The following is a 15,052-nucleotide window of genomic DNA, read 5'->3' as shown; positions in this document are numbered from 1 at the left end:
TTTTTGTAAGTAATTTCCATGTCCACCGTGTAACAGGCACAGAGTCATCTGGGAAAGGAGAATTCCAATGATTGACCAAGTAAGAGCCTTGATCCTCGAGCAGGGACTGCAGGAAATGGCCGAGCAGATCCTCCACCATTTGCACGAGTGCATCTATGTAGAGCCCACTGCAGCTGTAACCCATCTGCTGGGTGCAAGCAGGCTAGGCGGCAACCCGGATTTGCCTGCCGGATGGAGCTATCCCGTATTCCACGACGAGCCGCTCGTTTTCATCGGGCAGCTAAACCTCGAGGAAATTCAGTCCATCGGCGTCCCGAACGAACTTCCGCAGCGCGGTCTGCTGTACTTTTTTTATGAGGCAGTTGAACAGTCCGTATACGGAGAGCTGGCAGATCGGGATGGGTGGAGAGTGCTTTTTTATGAGGGAGACTTCTCTGCACTGACTCCTGTTCCGTATCCTGGCGACGATCCACATGGGACACTCCCGGCAAACAATCTGCATTTTTCCAAAGGGCTCTCTCTTCACATGGAAGCGATCTCGGTTCCTGATGCATGCAAGGCTGCCTACTACGATCGTTTTCTTTCGGCCTTTGCCAAAATAAATGGTTCCTATGCGTGGAATCATCAGATTTTGGGTCACCCGCACAACATTCAGGGAGACGTCTTCGAGGAGATCGATTCCTTCCGCAACGTAGAGTCAGGCTGCCCCTACACCTTGCTGCTCCAGGTCGATACGGATGAGACGAACTTGAAGATCATGTGGGGCGATGTTGGGACGATTTATTTTGTCATTGCCAATGACGATTTGCGTGCCAAACGCTTTAACCAAACTTACTTTTCTTATCAGTGCTGCTGATTCTGGTGAACCACCCTATTAGAAAACTTGGCTCTGCCAAGCCTTCTGGCGGAGCCTTAGTTGCACTTAGGCTGGATAAGAATCTTATAAATTCTTACTATACAAAAAAGCCGAAGAATGGATTCTTCGGCTTTTTCTCTACCCAAACGATTCTATTATTGGTGGTAACGGTTCATCCAGGTAAGGAAATTGGCTACTACCGTATCGAGGAACTGAACGGTAGGTTCGTGGATCAGCTTGCCCTCGGCATCAAACTTCTCATGAGCAGCACCTACATACACTTCGTTGCCCGGAAGCAGCGGCGAAGAGACGCCCATCGCAAACAGGATGTCGCGAAGGTGCAGCTGTGCCTTCACGGTTCCCAGCTGCCCCATCGAAGCACCCATGATCCAGGACGGTTTGCCCACGAGAACTTTATCCACACGGGACATCCAGTCAATCGCGTTGACCAGTACGCCTGGGACCGTACCGTTGTACTCAGGCGTGAGCCACAGAACGGCATCAGCGGCTTTCACTTTTGCTTTGAAGGAATCGACAGCCTCATTTGGCTCGTTTTCCAGATCTTGATTGTAGAACGGAAGTGGCTTCAGGTCCAAAATTTCCAGTTCGAACTTGTCTTGATAGCGGTTTTTTACATGCTCGGCCAGTTTGCGGTTAAAGGATTCCTTGCGAATGCTCCCCACGATTGCTACGATTTTCATTTGGTTTCCCTCCATACGATCCAAGATGGAATCTGCCATACTCTTTTATTATAAAACCAAATTTATACATAGCAACCTTTCTAAACACTTATCTAGCACAAGCAGCACCCACAAGAGGCCAACCTATTTCTTTTCGACTGCATGCCCACCGAATTCATTGCGCAGGGCAGCTACGACTTTCCCATGGAAGGTATCCTGCTCGAGCGAGCGATAGCGCATCAACAGGGACATCGCAATCACCGGTGTCGCGGCTTGCAGATCGAGTGCTGTCTCGAGTGTCCATTTTCCTTCCCCGGAGGAATGCATAACGCCGCGAATTTCGTCCAGCTTCGCGTCTTTGCGGAAAGCGCGCTCCGTCAGGTCCATCAGCCATCCACGAATGACCGAGCCATTGGCCCACACGCGGGCTACTTCTGCGAAATCGTAGTTGTACGGGCTCTTTTCCAGCACCTCGAAGCCTTCGCCGATCGCCTGCATCATGCCGTATTCAATCCCGTTGTGAATCATCTTCAGGAAATGCCCGGCACCAGCTTCTCCTGCGTACAGGTAGCCGTTTTCTACATTGATGTCACGGATCATCGGCTCGATATGATCAAACGCCTCCCGGTCACCACCGATCATCATACAAGCTCCATGACGTGCTCCTTCCATTCCCCCGCTCGTACCTGCATCCAGGAAGTGAATGCCCTTCTCCTTCAAACGGGCATATCGATCAAGCGACTGCTTGTAGTGAGAATTGCCCCCATCGATTACGATATCTCCCGCAGAAAGCAACGTAGAAAGCTTGTCCACCAGCTCATCTACGATTTCTCCCGCCGGAACCATCAGCCAGATCACGCGAGGTGCGTCCAGCTTGGAGACGGCATCCTCAATCGAATAAGCAGGAATGGCCCCTTCCCGTCCCAGTTCATCTGCCCGCTTTGGCTCTACGTCGTACGCGACAACCTCATGCTCGTGGGAAAGCAAATTCAGTGTCAGATTGTAACCCATCTTCCCTAATCCAAAAATCGCCAGTTTCATAGTCGATACGTCACTCCTTTGAGAAAGTCTCTTGTTAGCTCGATTATATGATAATAATTTTCGCATTTCATTAGAAATGAAGAAAATTTTTTTGAAACTAGGAAATCGTCCCCATCCTTTTCTATAATGAGTAGCAGATCGCCATCTTTTGGAGGTGCTTTCCTTTTGGCCGATACATCTACTCATCATCCACCCAGCGTCCTCACTCAGCTGCGTGCCATCTACTCACAACTGAGCGGCAAGGAGCAGCAAATTGCCGATTACATTTTAGAGCATGCCAGTGACGTTGTTCATCTGTCGATTACCGAGCTTGCCGATCAGAGCCAATGTGCCGATGCGACCGTTTTCCGTCTGTGCCGACGCCTCGGCTTTCGCGGATATCAGGCGTTTAAAATTGCTCTGGCAAGTGAAGTGACAAACCCGAAGCAATCCATCTATCAGGAGATCAATCTCGACGACGACGATCTCGGCTCCATCGCCGAAAAAATTTTCACCGCCAATATAGAGACCTTGCGTGACACCCAACAAATCATTGACAAGGAAGCTCTGATGAAGATCGTCAGCTGTCTCGAGAGCGCACGGCGGATCGAGTTTTATGGCTCGGGAGGATCAGCTGCTATCGCGCAGGATGCCTACCACAAGTTTATGCGGACAGGCATCCCCTGTATCCATCACTCCGATGCCCATTACCAGGTCATGTCTGCCTCTCTTCTCTCCAAGGGGGATGTAGCCGTTGGGATTTCTCACTCCGGCTCCAATGAAGATATCCTGGAAGCGCTCCGTGTCGCAAAAGAAGCGGGTGCTACAACCATTGGAATCACCAGCTACGGCAAGTCTCCGCTCGTGCGGCTCGCAGACATCTGTCTGTACACGACATCGCGGGAAACGGTCTTTCGCACGGAAGCACTTTCCTCCCGGCTGGCTCAGCTCAGTCTGATTGATCTACTGTACGTCGCCGTTTCTCTGCGCCGTCAAGAAGAGACTATCCAAAACATCCAGCATATCCGGGAAGCCATTTCGCTCAAGCGCCTGTAAATTCTACAGGCGTTTTTCTTTTTCAGTCCGGTGGGTAATACTACCACCGAGGTATAGATCGTTATGAAATAATTTTTTTCTTTAGTATTAACAAATGAAAAAAATTTCGTTATAATCGCGTTATCCTTTAGAGCCATCATGAAAGCGTATACAAGAGAAGGTGAACCCGTATGAAGCAAACCTATTTTATTGGACTGGATATCGGGACGACGAGTACCAAGGCGATCGTCTTTACGCCGTCAGGTGCTGTACGCGGTGTCGGTAACGTCGATTATCCTTTGCTCGTTCCCCAGCCATCCTGGGCAGAGCAGGATCCGGAAACCATTTTTGCTGCCGTTATTTCGGCACTAAAAACCGCCATTGAGAAGGCGGATGTAGACAAGCGTGCGATTGGCGGGATCGGCTTTTCCACTGCCATGCACAGTTTGATCGCTGTGGATCACCAAGGCAGTCCTTTGACGCACAGCATCATCTGGGCGGATAACCGCAGCACCTCCCAGGTAGATCAGCTCAAGCAGGATGGCGTCGGACACAGCATTTACCTCGCGACAGGGACACCGATCCATCCGATGTCTCCGCTGCCGAAAATCATGTGGCTGCGCGAACAAGCGCCGGACACATTCCGCAAGACAGCCAAATTCATTTCCATCAAAGAGTACGTCATTCATCGACTCTTTGGGCAGTATGTGGTCGATTACTCCATCGCATCGGCAACGGGACTTTTTCATTTGCGCAAGCTCGATTGGGACGAGAATGCCCTGCAGGTAGCAGGCATCACGAGACAACAGCTGAGCGAGCCCGTACCGACTACCCATATTTTGCGCGGCATGAAGATTCGTTACGCTGAGGAAATCGGACTGGATGCGGATACGCCATTCGTCGTGGGTGCCAGCGACGGTGTTCTCGCCAATCTGGGAATTGGTGCCATCGATCAGGGACAGGTCGCCATCACGATCGGGACGAGTGGTGCCGTACGTACAGTCGTACCCGAACCTATCACGGATCCAAAGGGTCGTACCTTTTGCTACCTCCTGACCGAAAACCATTGGGTGATCGGTGGGCCGTCCAACAACGGCGGGATCATGCTGCGCTGGTTCCGTGACGAGTTTAGCTGGCCGGAGGTAGAAAAAGCAAAACAGATGGGAGTCGATCCCTACGATGTCATGATCGAGGCAGCCGAGCATGTTCCCGCTGGAGCCGAAGGTCTGCTGTTTCTCCCCTTCCTCTCCGGTGAACGCGCGCCTTACTGGAATGCGCAGGCACGCGGCTCCTTTTTCGGGATCGGGTTGCATCACAAACGGGAGCATTTTATCCGATCCGTTCTCGAAGGCATTCTCTTTTCCGTCTACAGCATCGGCATCGCCCTGCGCGACCTGGCCGGCGGTGCGACTGAAATCCGCGCCTCGGGAGGCTTTGCCCGCTCCCGGCAATGGCGGCAAATCATGTCCGATATGTTCGGCTACGAGGTACTGATTCCCGAAAGCCATGAAAGCTCCAGCTACGGTGCAGCCCTGCTCGCCATGCATGCTCTCGGCGCCTTGAACGATTTGCACGATGTGAAAAACATGATTCACATCTCGCATCGGCATGAGCCCAATCTGGAGCGCTCCAGCACGTATTTGCAGCTGTTTTACATTTATGAGCGCGTCTATTACAACCTGCTGGAGGAGTACAAGCTCATCTCCGAATTCCAGAAGCAGCTGAATAAATAGATATCCCAATCCATCACGGAAGCATTCGACACCAAGGGAGGGTCTCTCATGCCATTAGTCATTACCTTGATTTCTATCGTTTTGCTGCTCATCCTCATTACCCGCTTTAAAGTAAATCCATTCGTCTCCCTCTTGCTCGCTGCCGGATTTGTAGGGATCGCATCTGGTATGCCACTCGTCAAAGTAGTCGATTCGATCAAAGACGGTATGGGCGGGACACTTGGTTTTATCGCCATCGTACTCGCCCTGGGGACCATGCTCGGAAAAATGATGGCAGAATCGGGCGGTGCCGAGCGCATTGCCCGGACACTGATCAACCGGTTTGGCGAGAAAAACGTCCATTGGGCGATGATGTTCGTTGCCTTCATCGTCGGGATTCCGGTCTTTTTCCAGGTCGGCTTTGTTCTGTTGATTCCGCTCGTCTTTACGATCGCTCGTCAAACGGGAGTATCCCTCGTCAAAATCGGGATTCCTCTCATCGCGGGCCTGTCCATCGTGCACGGCATCGTTCCCCCGCACCCGGCTGCGATGGCCGCAGTCGATCTGTTCCAAGCCGATGTCGGGAAAACCATCATGCTGTCTATCATCGTCGCGCTTCCTTCTGCGATCATCGCCGGTCCGCTTTACGGCACCTGGATCAGCAAACGGGTCCAAACAAGCATCTCGCCTGAGCTCGCCGCACAGCTGAGCGAGCCAAAGGACGAACGTGATCTGCCTAGCTTCGGGATCACGGTGTTTACCGTATTGCTCCCTGTTTTGCTCATGCTGCTTGCGACCATCGCGGATGTGAATTTGCCGAAAGAAGATATGCTGCGCCAATGGGCTGACTTCATCGGCAATCCGATTACGTCCCTGTTGATCGCCGTCATCATCTCGTTCTGGACGCTCGGCTTCAATCGCGGGTTTACGAAGGATGACATCCTGAGGTTCACCAATGATTGTCTGGCTCCCACTGCTACGATCCTGCTCGTCATCGGAGCAGGCGGCGCCTTCAATAAAGTGCTGCTCAACAGCGGCGTTGGCGACTACATCGCGGAGCTGGCTACCGCATCGGCCATTTCTCCCATTTTCCTCGGTTGGCTGATTGCTGCTCTGATCCGTGTAGCGACAGGCTCTGCCACGGTATCCATGATGACTGCAGCAGGAATCGTAGGTCCGATCGCCCTGCAGATCCCGGGTACAAGCCCAGAGCTGCTCGTCCTGGCTACCGGTGCTGGCTCCTTGATCTTGTCTCACGTGAACGACTCTGGCTTTTGGCTCATCAAGGAGTATTTCAACATGTCCGTACAGGATACCCTGAAGACTTGGACAGTCATGGAAACCATATTGTCCGTCGTAGCCATTATCCTGATCATGGCGCTGTCCCTTGTGGTGTAAATATAGGAAGGACCGTCGCCCTCACCATTTTGTGGGGGCTTTTTGATGGACCCCCTTTTTTCACCCGTTTAACATTTCATTAAATATAATATTTTACTATAAAATTACAATGCGATAGAATAAACTGCGTATGTACCTGTGCTGACAGAAGCTGGAGGTGAACTTCTGCACCCTCTTGAAAAAAAAGAATAAGCTTTGCATAACTGGTTCAGTATTTAACTAATGCGACACTCACTTTGAAGGAGTCCCTTCTTTTATGGAAATTTTACTCATGGTACTCGTGCTGTTATTGCTCATCGGCGTTTCCAATGTCCTTTCACGCTTCGTCCCTTTCATTCCCATCCCGCTCATTCAGATTGCACTTGGGATCGTTGCCGCTTTTTTGCCCAGCCTGCATCACGTTCCGCTTAATCCTGAGTTATTTATGGTCCTATTCATTGCCCCGCTCCTGTTTAACGACGGAAAAATCACACCCCGCGATGAGCTGTGGAAGCTGCGGACATACATTTTGCTGCTTGCCTTAGGGCTCGTTTTTGTCACCGTTCTCGTAGCAGGTCCATTCATTCACTGGCTCATTCCTGCCATTCCGCTCTCTGCTGCCTTCGCGCTCGCCTCCATCCTTTCTCCAACGGATGCTGTCGCCGTCGGTTCCATTGCGGGAAGAATCAAATTGCCCGGGAAAATCATGCGCTTGCTCGAGGGTGAGGCACTGATGAACGATGCTTCCGGGCTGGTCGCGTTTAACTTTGCGATAGCCGCCACTGTCACCGGCTATTTCTCCCTGCCAGAAGCAGCGGGTAGCTTTATCGTCATCGCAGCTGGAGGATTGCTGATCGGCGCTCTGCTCGGCTTTTCCGTCGTCTGGCTGCGCCTCCTGCTGCGCCGTCTCGGGATCGAGGATGTGACGCTGCACATGCTGATCATCATCCTCACACCTTTCATTATCTACATCGCTGCGGAAGAATTCCATGTCTCGGGGATCCTTGCCGTCGTCGCTGCCGGTGTCGTGCATGCCATTGAACGAGATCGCGTGGAATCCGCATCTTCCGTTCAGCTTCGCGTCGTGTCTGACAGCACCTGGTCCGTCATCCTCTTCTCGCTGAATGGACTTGTGTTCCTCCTCCTCGGATTGGAGATCCCGGGTGTGGTCACGAAAATTTGGGAAGACCCTGCCTATCAAAATGGGAAAGTAATCGGATATATCTTCCTGATTACTGCCGTGCTCATGATTTTGCGCTTCCTCGTCGTCTGGGCGAGAGATCGTCAGCTTCACACATCCTTGATTACCGCCCTTTCAGGTGTTCGCGGCGCGCTGACTCTTGCCGCTGCCTTTTCCATTCCGATGGTATTGCAGAACGGAAGCCCTTTCCCAGAGCGCAATCTGATTCTGTTTATTTGCGCTGGTGTCATCCTGTTGACTTTGATATCCGCCAGTATTTTTCTGCCTATGCTCGTCAGAAAATCGGAGGATGCCACCCATCAGCCAGAAGATCGCAGCGAAGAAGAACGATCGGCCCGAATCCGCGTTCTCGATGCCGGGCTGCGCACGGTACGTGAAGAGATGGACGACGCGAACAGGCAAGACGGTCTGGAGCTGATCGGAGAGTATACCCGTCGAATTCAGCAAACCAGGCTGGAAGGCATATCCGATATGGGCGAGGCTTGGAAGCAGGTCGTAGCCATCCGTCTGGCAGCCGTACAAGCGGAACGGGAGGTTGGCGAGCAATGGCTCCGTGAGGGTCGGATCTCGCCACAGCTTGCTGCTTATTTCAAGGCTTCCTTAAACCGGGTCGAGCTGCTGCTTACCAACCGGGTAAAAATCAAGCTGCTGATTGTACTCGCCTGGACAGCCATCCGCCGTTTGTTTCAGGGAGGCAACCGGATACCAGCTTCGATCACTCCGTCCGACCCGCAGTGGGACAGCTACAAAGCGTTGAAGCTGGAAGCCGTCCAAAGAGCGATCAGCCAAGTGAAGCAGCTGGAAAATGAGGAAAATCGCGATGCCGTGCTCACCGTACTCGCGGCTTACAAAGGGCTCGCTCTGCAATATCAAACCAACAAGCGCCGGACAGGCAGCAGACGCCAAGTGAGCCTGCAGCGTAAAGAGCTCGAGCTGAAGGCGATCCAGTCCGAGCGCAACGAAATTCAAGCGCTGTACGAAAAAGGCGACATTGACCGCCAGTTCGCAGGGAGACTTCGCATGGACGTCAACTATCGGGAAGCAGGTCTTTTTGAATCGCAGGAAGGCCACTGAGAACCTTTGATTTCCCAATGCTGGCTCAGGCAACAAAACAGCGGCAATCTCGGACTTTCCTCTTTGTCCTGACTGCCGCTGTTCCTCATTTATTTCGCTATCGAAAGCTTTTCCGTTCCCTTTTTACTCGCCAAGGCTACAGCTGTAGGGATTTTGGATAAGTAGGCAGCGAGTACAAGTCCGAGCAGCAAGAAGCCTGCGATCATCCCGACGACGCCTCCCCAGCCAAAGGAGGACCAGAACAGCCCACCCAAAGTTCCGCCAATACTCGAGCCCGCGTAGTAAAAGAATAAATAGAGCGAGGAGGCCTGGGCTTTGTCGTGCAAAGCCCGTCGTCCAACCCAGCTGCTGGCGATCGAGTGGCTTCCGAAAAAGCCAAAGGTCAATACAGGCAAACCTAAAATTTTCACCCACAAGTGCGCGTCGAGCGTAAGGCATGCCCCCAGCAGCGTAATGATCAGGGAGACAATCATAACTTTTGCCCGTCCGTGCTTTTCAGCCTGTTTGGCCATCCAGACCGAGCTGACAGTCCCCACCAGAAAGACGATGAAGATCCATCCGACGAGCGACTGGCTCAAAGCGTACGGCTGTGCAGTCAGTACGTAGCCGATGTAGTTGTACAAGCCTACGTTGCTGCCCAGGATGAGGAAGCCGATCCCGAACAAGCAGAGCAAGCCCGGATCCTTCAAGTGGCTGCCCATCGAGGAAATGAGCTTTCCTACTTCCGGTGCGCGCGGATGGAAATTTTGCGACTTCGGCAAATTCAGCCAGAAGATCAGGCTCGCGATCAGGCTGATGACACTGATACTGCCCATCGCTACATGCCAGTTGAAAAAGTCCGTCAGCATGCCGCTGATGATCCGACCGCTCACGGCTCCCACGGAGTTGCCGCTGATGTACAGCCCCATCGCAACCCCCAGACTGGATGCCTCTACTTCTTCCCCCAAGTACGCCATGGCGATAGAAGGAAGTCCCCCCAAAGCAATCCCTTGGATAATCCGAAACACCAGCAAGCTCTCAAAGCTGGTGCTGCACGCCGTCAAAATGGACAGGACAGAAGCGAGCAGCATGGACATGATCATGACAGGCTTTCTTCCCCACACCTCGGATATGCTTCCAAAAAACAGCATGCTGACTGCCAGAGCAATCGTCGTAACGGACAGCGACAAGCTCGCCATCGTCGGTGATACGTGAAACTCCTCGGAAAATACCGGCAATAATGGCTGTGTACTGTATAAAATCGCAAAAGTGTTGAATCCAGCCGCAAAAAAGGCAAGATTGGACTTGCGAAAAGCAGCTGTGCCTTGCTGAATGTAACCCATGATGATGCCAACCTCCCAAAAGTCCGTTCCTTTCCTGCCTTTATACTATCATTGACAATTCATAATGTATAATTTATTGTATTCATGATTTTCATGCGTTTTGGTAATGATTTCAACACATACATCGCATAGGGAGGACGCCTATGGAATGGCAACAGCTCGAATATTTTCAAACACTTGCTCGCATCCAGCACGTCACCCGCGCCGCAGAGTCCTTGTCACTGTCTCAGCCTGCCCTGAGCCGTTCCATCGCTCGCCTGGAGGATGAGGTCGGCGTTCCCCTTTTTGACCGCCAAGGGCGCACAATCGTACTGAACCGCTACGGCCAGCTTTTGCTGAAACGGGTCAACCGCATCCTGAAGGATTGGGAGGACGGCAAACAGGAGCTGCGCGACCTCATTCACCCGGAACACGGGGAAGTTTCTATCGGCTTTTTGCACACGATGGGAACGAGCTTGATACCCGACCTGATCGGAGCCTTTCGCGTGCAGGCTCCGCAAATCAGCTTTTCCCTCATGCAAAATCATAGCTACTCCCTGCTGGAGCATCTCGATGCAGGAGAACTGGACCTTTGTCTGCTCGCAGAACCAACCGAAACAAAAATGTCGATCCAATGGACCCCTCTATGGGAAGAGGAGATCTTTGCCATCGTTCCCCTTGGACACCGTTTGGCTGACGCAGAAAGCATCTTGCTAAGCGAGCTCGCGGATGAAGCATTCATTTTCTTGAAAAAAGGGTATGCACTGCGCCGCACGACGGACCGCCTGTTTGAGAAGATCGGCGTAAAGCCCCGAATTACCTTTGAAGGGGAGGAAGCCGCTACTGTGGCAGGACTGGTCTCCGCCGGTCTCGGCGTGTCTCTGCTTCCCGATCTGCGGGGTATCGATAAAAGCAAAATCATCCACATCCCGATCCGCGAACCGCATTGCCACCGGGTGATCGGGATGGCTTTGATCGAGGGCGCCTACTTGTCCCCCGCGTCCCAGCGCTTCAGGGATTTTGTCCTTGCTCATTTCGGACGAAACTGAAAAAAGGCTGTCCCCAAACACTCGTCGTGTCGGAAAACAGCTTCTCTAATCCCATGCATCCCTCGTGCCTCACTCCGCCGAGGCTTGCAGGTTTTTGAACTGGTTGAAAAACAATTGATGGTAGACACCCTGTTGCTCGATAAGAGACTCGTGGCTTCCTTTTTCCACGATCTCCCCGCGATCCACGACCATGATCGTATCCGCATCCCGAATGGTATTGAGACGGTGCGCGATGACAAAGCTCGTGCGGCCCTCCATGATCGTGAGCAAGGCATCCTGAATGTGAAGCTCGGTACGCGTATCGATGCTGCTCGTCGCTTCGTCCAGAATGAGCAGCGAAGGCTTGGCGAGAATCACGCGGGCGATCGCGAGCAGCTGACGCTGACCCTGACTCAGATTTCCACCGTTCTCGGTCAGCTGTGTATCGTAGCGTTTGGGCAGGCGATTGATAAAGACACTGGCATTTGCCATGGCAGCGGCTGCCTCAACCTCTGCATCCGTCGCATCGGGTTTGCCGTATTTGATATTTTCCTTGATCGTCCCCGAAAACAGATACGTATCCTGCAGCACAAAGCCAAAGCTGCGCCGCAGACTGTCACGGGTGTACTCGCGAATATCTTTGCCATCCAGATAGATGGTCCCGCTCGTCACATCGTAAAAGCGAGTGAGCAGGTTCACCACCGTGGTTTTTCCTGCCCCTGTTGGACCAACCAGCGCAGTCGTGCTTCCTGCCTCGGATTCGAAGCTGACGTTTTTCAAGATCAACTGATCCGGTTTGTATCCAAAGCTGACATTTTCAAAGACGACATGCCCTTTTGGCAGCTCAAGCGTCTTCGCATCTGGTACATCTTCCGGCTCCTCCTGCTCATCCAGCACTTCAAAAACCCGCTCCGCACCAGCTACTCCTGACTGCAGGACGTTGAAAATATTCCCCAGGTCGTTGAGCGGCCGCACGAACTGACGTGAATAGCTGAGAAAGCTGGCGATCACCCCGACGGTAATCATCCCTTTGACGGCAAGCACGCCGCCGACCACCGCCACGACGGCAAAGCCGAGGTTGTTGATCACGTTCATGATCGGCATGAGAAAGCCTGACAATATCTGTGCCCGCATCCCGATCCGGCAAAGCTCCGTGTTGATCTCATCAAATTCCTGCGTCGCCTTATGCTCGTGGTTAAACGCTTTGACGACTTCGATGCCGGACACGGTCTCCTCGATATGACCGTTCAGCTTCCCTAGCTGGATTTGCTGGTTTTTGAACAGTACACTGGTCTTTTTGGCAATGGTGCGCGTGAGTAAATAGACGAGCGGCACGGTAATCATACACGCGATCGTCAGGATCGGGCTCAAGATGAGCATCATGACCAGCGATCCTACGATCATGATCGCCCCGGACATCAGCTGTGCTGTCGATTGTGAAATGGAGTTGCTGACATTGTCGATATCGTTGGTCAGCCGACTCATCAGCTCACCGTGCGGACGAGAATCGAAAAAGGCGACAGGCAGCTTCTGCAGCTTTTCAAACAGCGATTTTCGCAGGTTTTTCACGATCCGCTGGGATATGCCTGCCATCAGCCAGCCCTGTAAAAACGTCAGCGCTCCGTCGAGTATGTACGAGATCAAAAGGGCAAGCACTGTGACCCCTAAAAGTCCGAGCGTCGCTTCTCCCCCCGTCATCGCATCAACGGATTTTCCGATCAAATACGGCGCCGACAGCATCAGCAGCGCATCTACCAGCACGATCAGGAACACGAGCGGAAGCCTGCGCTTTTCCTGCCCAAACGCCTGCCACAGCCGGCGAAGTGTCCCTTTGAAGTTTTTTGGCTTCACCACAGGTCCTCTCGCTCCATGCCCGATGCCTCGTCCGGGCCTGCTCGGAAAGACCGGCGGCTGTTGACTTTGCTGGGACATACTACTGCACCTCCTTGCCGATCTGGGATTGGAAGATCTCCTGGTAGACACGGCAATCCTTCAGCAAGCTCTCATGGGTCCCGATTCCGACCAGCTCTCCCTGATCCAGCACGACAATCTTGTCAGCATCCATTACCGACGTGATCCGCTGTGCAATCAATAGGCACGTCAGACCTTGGGCGTACTCACGCAAAGCCTCTTTGATCTTCGTCTCTGTCGCCACGTCTACCGCACTCGTGCTGTCGTCGAGAATGAGAATCTCCGGTTTGCGCACCAGTGCCCGGGCGATGGAGAGGCGCTGCTTTTGTCCCCCGGAAAAATTGATGCCGCCCTGTCCGACCCTTGCCTGATAACCGTCCGGGGTACGCTCGATAAAGTCGTGGGCCTGTGCCATTCGGGCTGCCAGCTCCATTTCTTCATCCGTCGCCTCTTCCTTCCCCCAGCGAATGTTTTCCTTTACTGTCCCGGTAAACAGCACCGTCTTTTGTGGAACGATGGCCATTTTCTCGCGCAGCAGCTTCGGGTCCACCTCTCGGACATCTACTCCATCCACCCGCACGGTTCCCTTCGTGGCATCGTAAAAGCGCGGGATCAGCCCGACCAGGCTGCTTTTCCCAGAGCCCGTCGACCCGATAATGCCCACCGTTTCCCCCGGCAAGCAAGAAAAGGTGATATCTTTTAAGACACTTTCTCCATGCCCGCCTTCATAGGAAAAGGATACATGCTCGAAGTCGATCCGTCCCTTCCCATCTCCCTGAAGGCTTCCCTGCTCCTTCCAGGTCATCCGATTTTCCTCGGCAAACACTTCACCGATGCGCCCTGCTGAAGCCTTTGCCCGCACGAACATGTTGAACACCATGGAAATCATCATGAGCGAAAACAAAATTTGCGTCATGTAGTTTGTAAACGCGATGATGTGACCGACCTGCATGTCTCCTTGCTCTGCAGCCAAGCCTCCCATCCACAGTACAGCCACAATCCCCAGATTGACCGTCAGCATAATGGCTGGACTGAAAATGGACATCACGCGAGTAGCCGAGATTGACTTGGTCTGAAGCTCCTCATTCGCATGGCTGAACTTGTCGACCTCAAAATCGAAGCGGTTGAACGCTTTGACGACCCGAACTCCGGACAAGTATTCCCGCATCACACCGTTTACCCGATCCAGCGACTGCTGTACTTTCATGAAGAAAGGAAACCCGATTTTCATGTTCAGGTAGATAAACAGACCAACAATCGGCACGACTACGGCCAGCACCACAGCCAATCGAGGATTCAGCTGTGTCGCCATGATCAGACCGCCAATGCAAGTGAGCGGTGCCTTCACGAAGATGCGCATCATGCCGTTGACAAATACCTGCACCTGATTGACATCGTTGGTAAGCCGGGTCACGAGAGAGGCACGATCGAACCTGTCGATGTTCTCAAACGACAGCGACTGGACCTTTTTAAACAAATCCGATCGCAGCTGAGCTCCGAAGTTCTGTGAAACGTAAGTAGACAGCAGGTTGCGCATCGTGGCGGCGACTGCACCGATCGCGGTCACGCCCAGCATCAGCCCACCGGTCGACAGCACGTAATTCAAATCGCGCTGTGCCACACCCACATCGACGATTCGCGACATGATCGTTGGCTGCAGCAGGTCGCACACCGCTTCCAAGGTTAAAAAGAAGAGGGAGACACAGAAAACGACTCCGTATTTTTTGATGTATTTGGTGTATAAACGCATGTCCTCACCCCATCTTCACAATTGCACGAAAAATCCTACTCTATCACATCATACCAGTCAGGATTTGAAAAGGGGGTTTTTTGGGGGTGGGTTTGCTTCCTTTCAGC

11 protein-coding genes are annotated in these 15,052 nt (G+C 52.7%); 6 read left to right on the top strand and 5 right to left on the bottom strand.

Annotated elements, in window-relative coordinates; all coding sequences use genetic code 11:
• The first annotated feature begins 67 nt into the window (after positions 1-67).
• Complete coding sequence (locus tag EDM59_RS15830) at positions 68-856, top strand: YwqG family protein (protein ID WP_122924475.1); 789 nt, start codon at positions 68-70, stop codon at positions 854-856.
• Positions 857-1,011: 155 nt separating this feature from the next.
• Here the strand turns inward: EDM59_RS15830 and EDM59_RS15825 are convergent, their stop codons facing one another.
• Positions 1,012-1,557 (bottom strand): NADPH-dependent FMN reductase, encoded by a 546-nt coding sequence (locus tag EDM59_RS15825; protein ID WP_122924474.1) that lies wholly within the window; start codon positions 1,555-1,557, stop codon positions 1,012-1,014.
• Between the two features lie 123 nt (positions 1,558-1,680).
• A complete protein-coding gene (gene gnd, locus EDM59_RS15820; protein ID WP_122924473.1) occupies positions 1,681-2,577 on the bottom strand; it encodes a phosphogluconate dehydrogenase (NAD(+)-dependent, decarboxylating) in 897 nt (298 codons plus the stop codon).
• Positions 2,578-2,742: 165 nt separating this feature from the next.
• On the opposite strand from gnd, the gene EDM59_RS15815 reads away from it, so the two are divergent.
• The 4 genes from EDM59_RS15815 to EDM59_RS15800 all read left to right on the top strand — a co-directional run bounded on the left by EDM59_RS15815 (position 2,743) and on the right by EDM59_RS15800 (position 8,955).
• Positions 2,743-3,612 (top strand): MurR/RpiR family transcriptional regulator, encoded by an 870-nt coding sequence (locus tag EDM59_RS15815; RefSeq protein ID WP_246011073.1) that lies wholly within the window; start codon positions 2,743-2,745, stop codon positions 3,610-3,612.
• A gap of 170 nt (positions 3,613-3,782) precedes the next feature.
• Entirely contained in the window at positions 3,783-5,324 is a 1,542-nt protein-coding gene (locus tag EDM59_RS15810) for a gluconokinase (RefSeq protein ID WP_122924471.1), read from the top strand.
• 48 nt (positions 5,325-5,372) lie between these two features.
• A complete protein-coding gene (locus tag EDM59_RS15805) occupies positions 5,373-6,701 on the top strand; it encodes a GntP family permease (protein ID WP_122924470.1) in 1,329 nt (442 codons plus the stop codon).
• A 256-nt stretch (positions 6,702-6,957) separates the two neighbouring features.
• Positions 6,958-8,955 carry a Na+/H+ antiporter gene (locus EDM59_RS15800; protein ID WP_122924469.1) on the top strand — a complete coding sequence of 666 codons (1,998 nt, stop codon included), beginning with the start codon at positions 6,958-6,960 and terminating at the stop codon, positions 8,953-8,955.
• Positions 8,956-9,044: 89 nt separating this feature from the next.
• On the opposite strand, the gene EDM59_RS15795 is transcribed toward EDM59_RS15800, so the two are convergent.
• Positions 9,045-10,277, bottom strand: coding sequence for an MFS transporter (locus EDM59_RS15795; RefSeq protein WP_122924468.1), 1,233 nt, complete (start codon positions 10,275-10,277; stop codon positions 9,045-9,047).
• A 143-nt stretch (positions 10,278-10,420) separates the two neighbouring features.
• Here EDM59_RS15795 and EDM59_RS15790 point away from each other — a divergent pair, with 143 nt between their 5' ends.
• Positions 10,421-11,305, top strand: a complete 885-nt coding sequence (locus EDM59_RS15790; RefSeq protein WP_122924467.1) for a LysR family transcriptional regulator — start codon at positions 10,421-10,423, stop codon at positions 11,303-11,305.
• 69 nt (positions 11,306-11,374) lie between these two features.
• Here EDM59_RS15790 and EDM59_RS15785 read toward each other — a convergent pair whose 3' ends face one another.
• Positions 11,375-13,216 (bottom strand): ABC transporter ATP-binding protein, encoded by a 1,842-nt coding sequence (locus tag EDM59_RS15785; RefSeq protein WP_122924466.1) that lies wholly within the window; start codon positions 13,214-13,216, stop codon positions 11,375-11,377.
• A 1-nt stretch (position 13,217) separates the two neighbouring features.
• Positions 13,218-14,945 (bottom strand): ABC transporter ATP-binding protein, encoded by a 1,728-nt coding sequence (locus tag EDM59_RS15780; protein WP_122924465.1) that lies wholly within the window; start codon positions 14,943-14,945, stop codon positions 13,218-13,220.
• Between the last annotated feature and the right edge of the window lie 107 nt (positions 14,946-15,052).

It is taken from the genome of Brevibacillus nitrificans (assembly GCF_003710965.1).
GTDB classification, from domain to species: Bacteria; Bacillota; Bacilli; order Brevibacillales; family Brevibacillaceae; genus Brevibacillus; species Brevibacillus centrosporus.
This window is presented reverse-complemented; position numbering and strand designations above follow the sequence as displayed.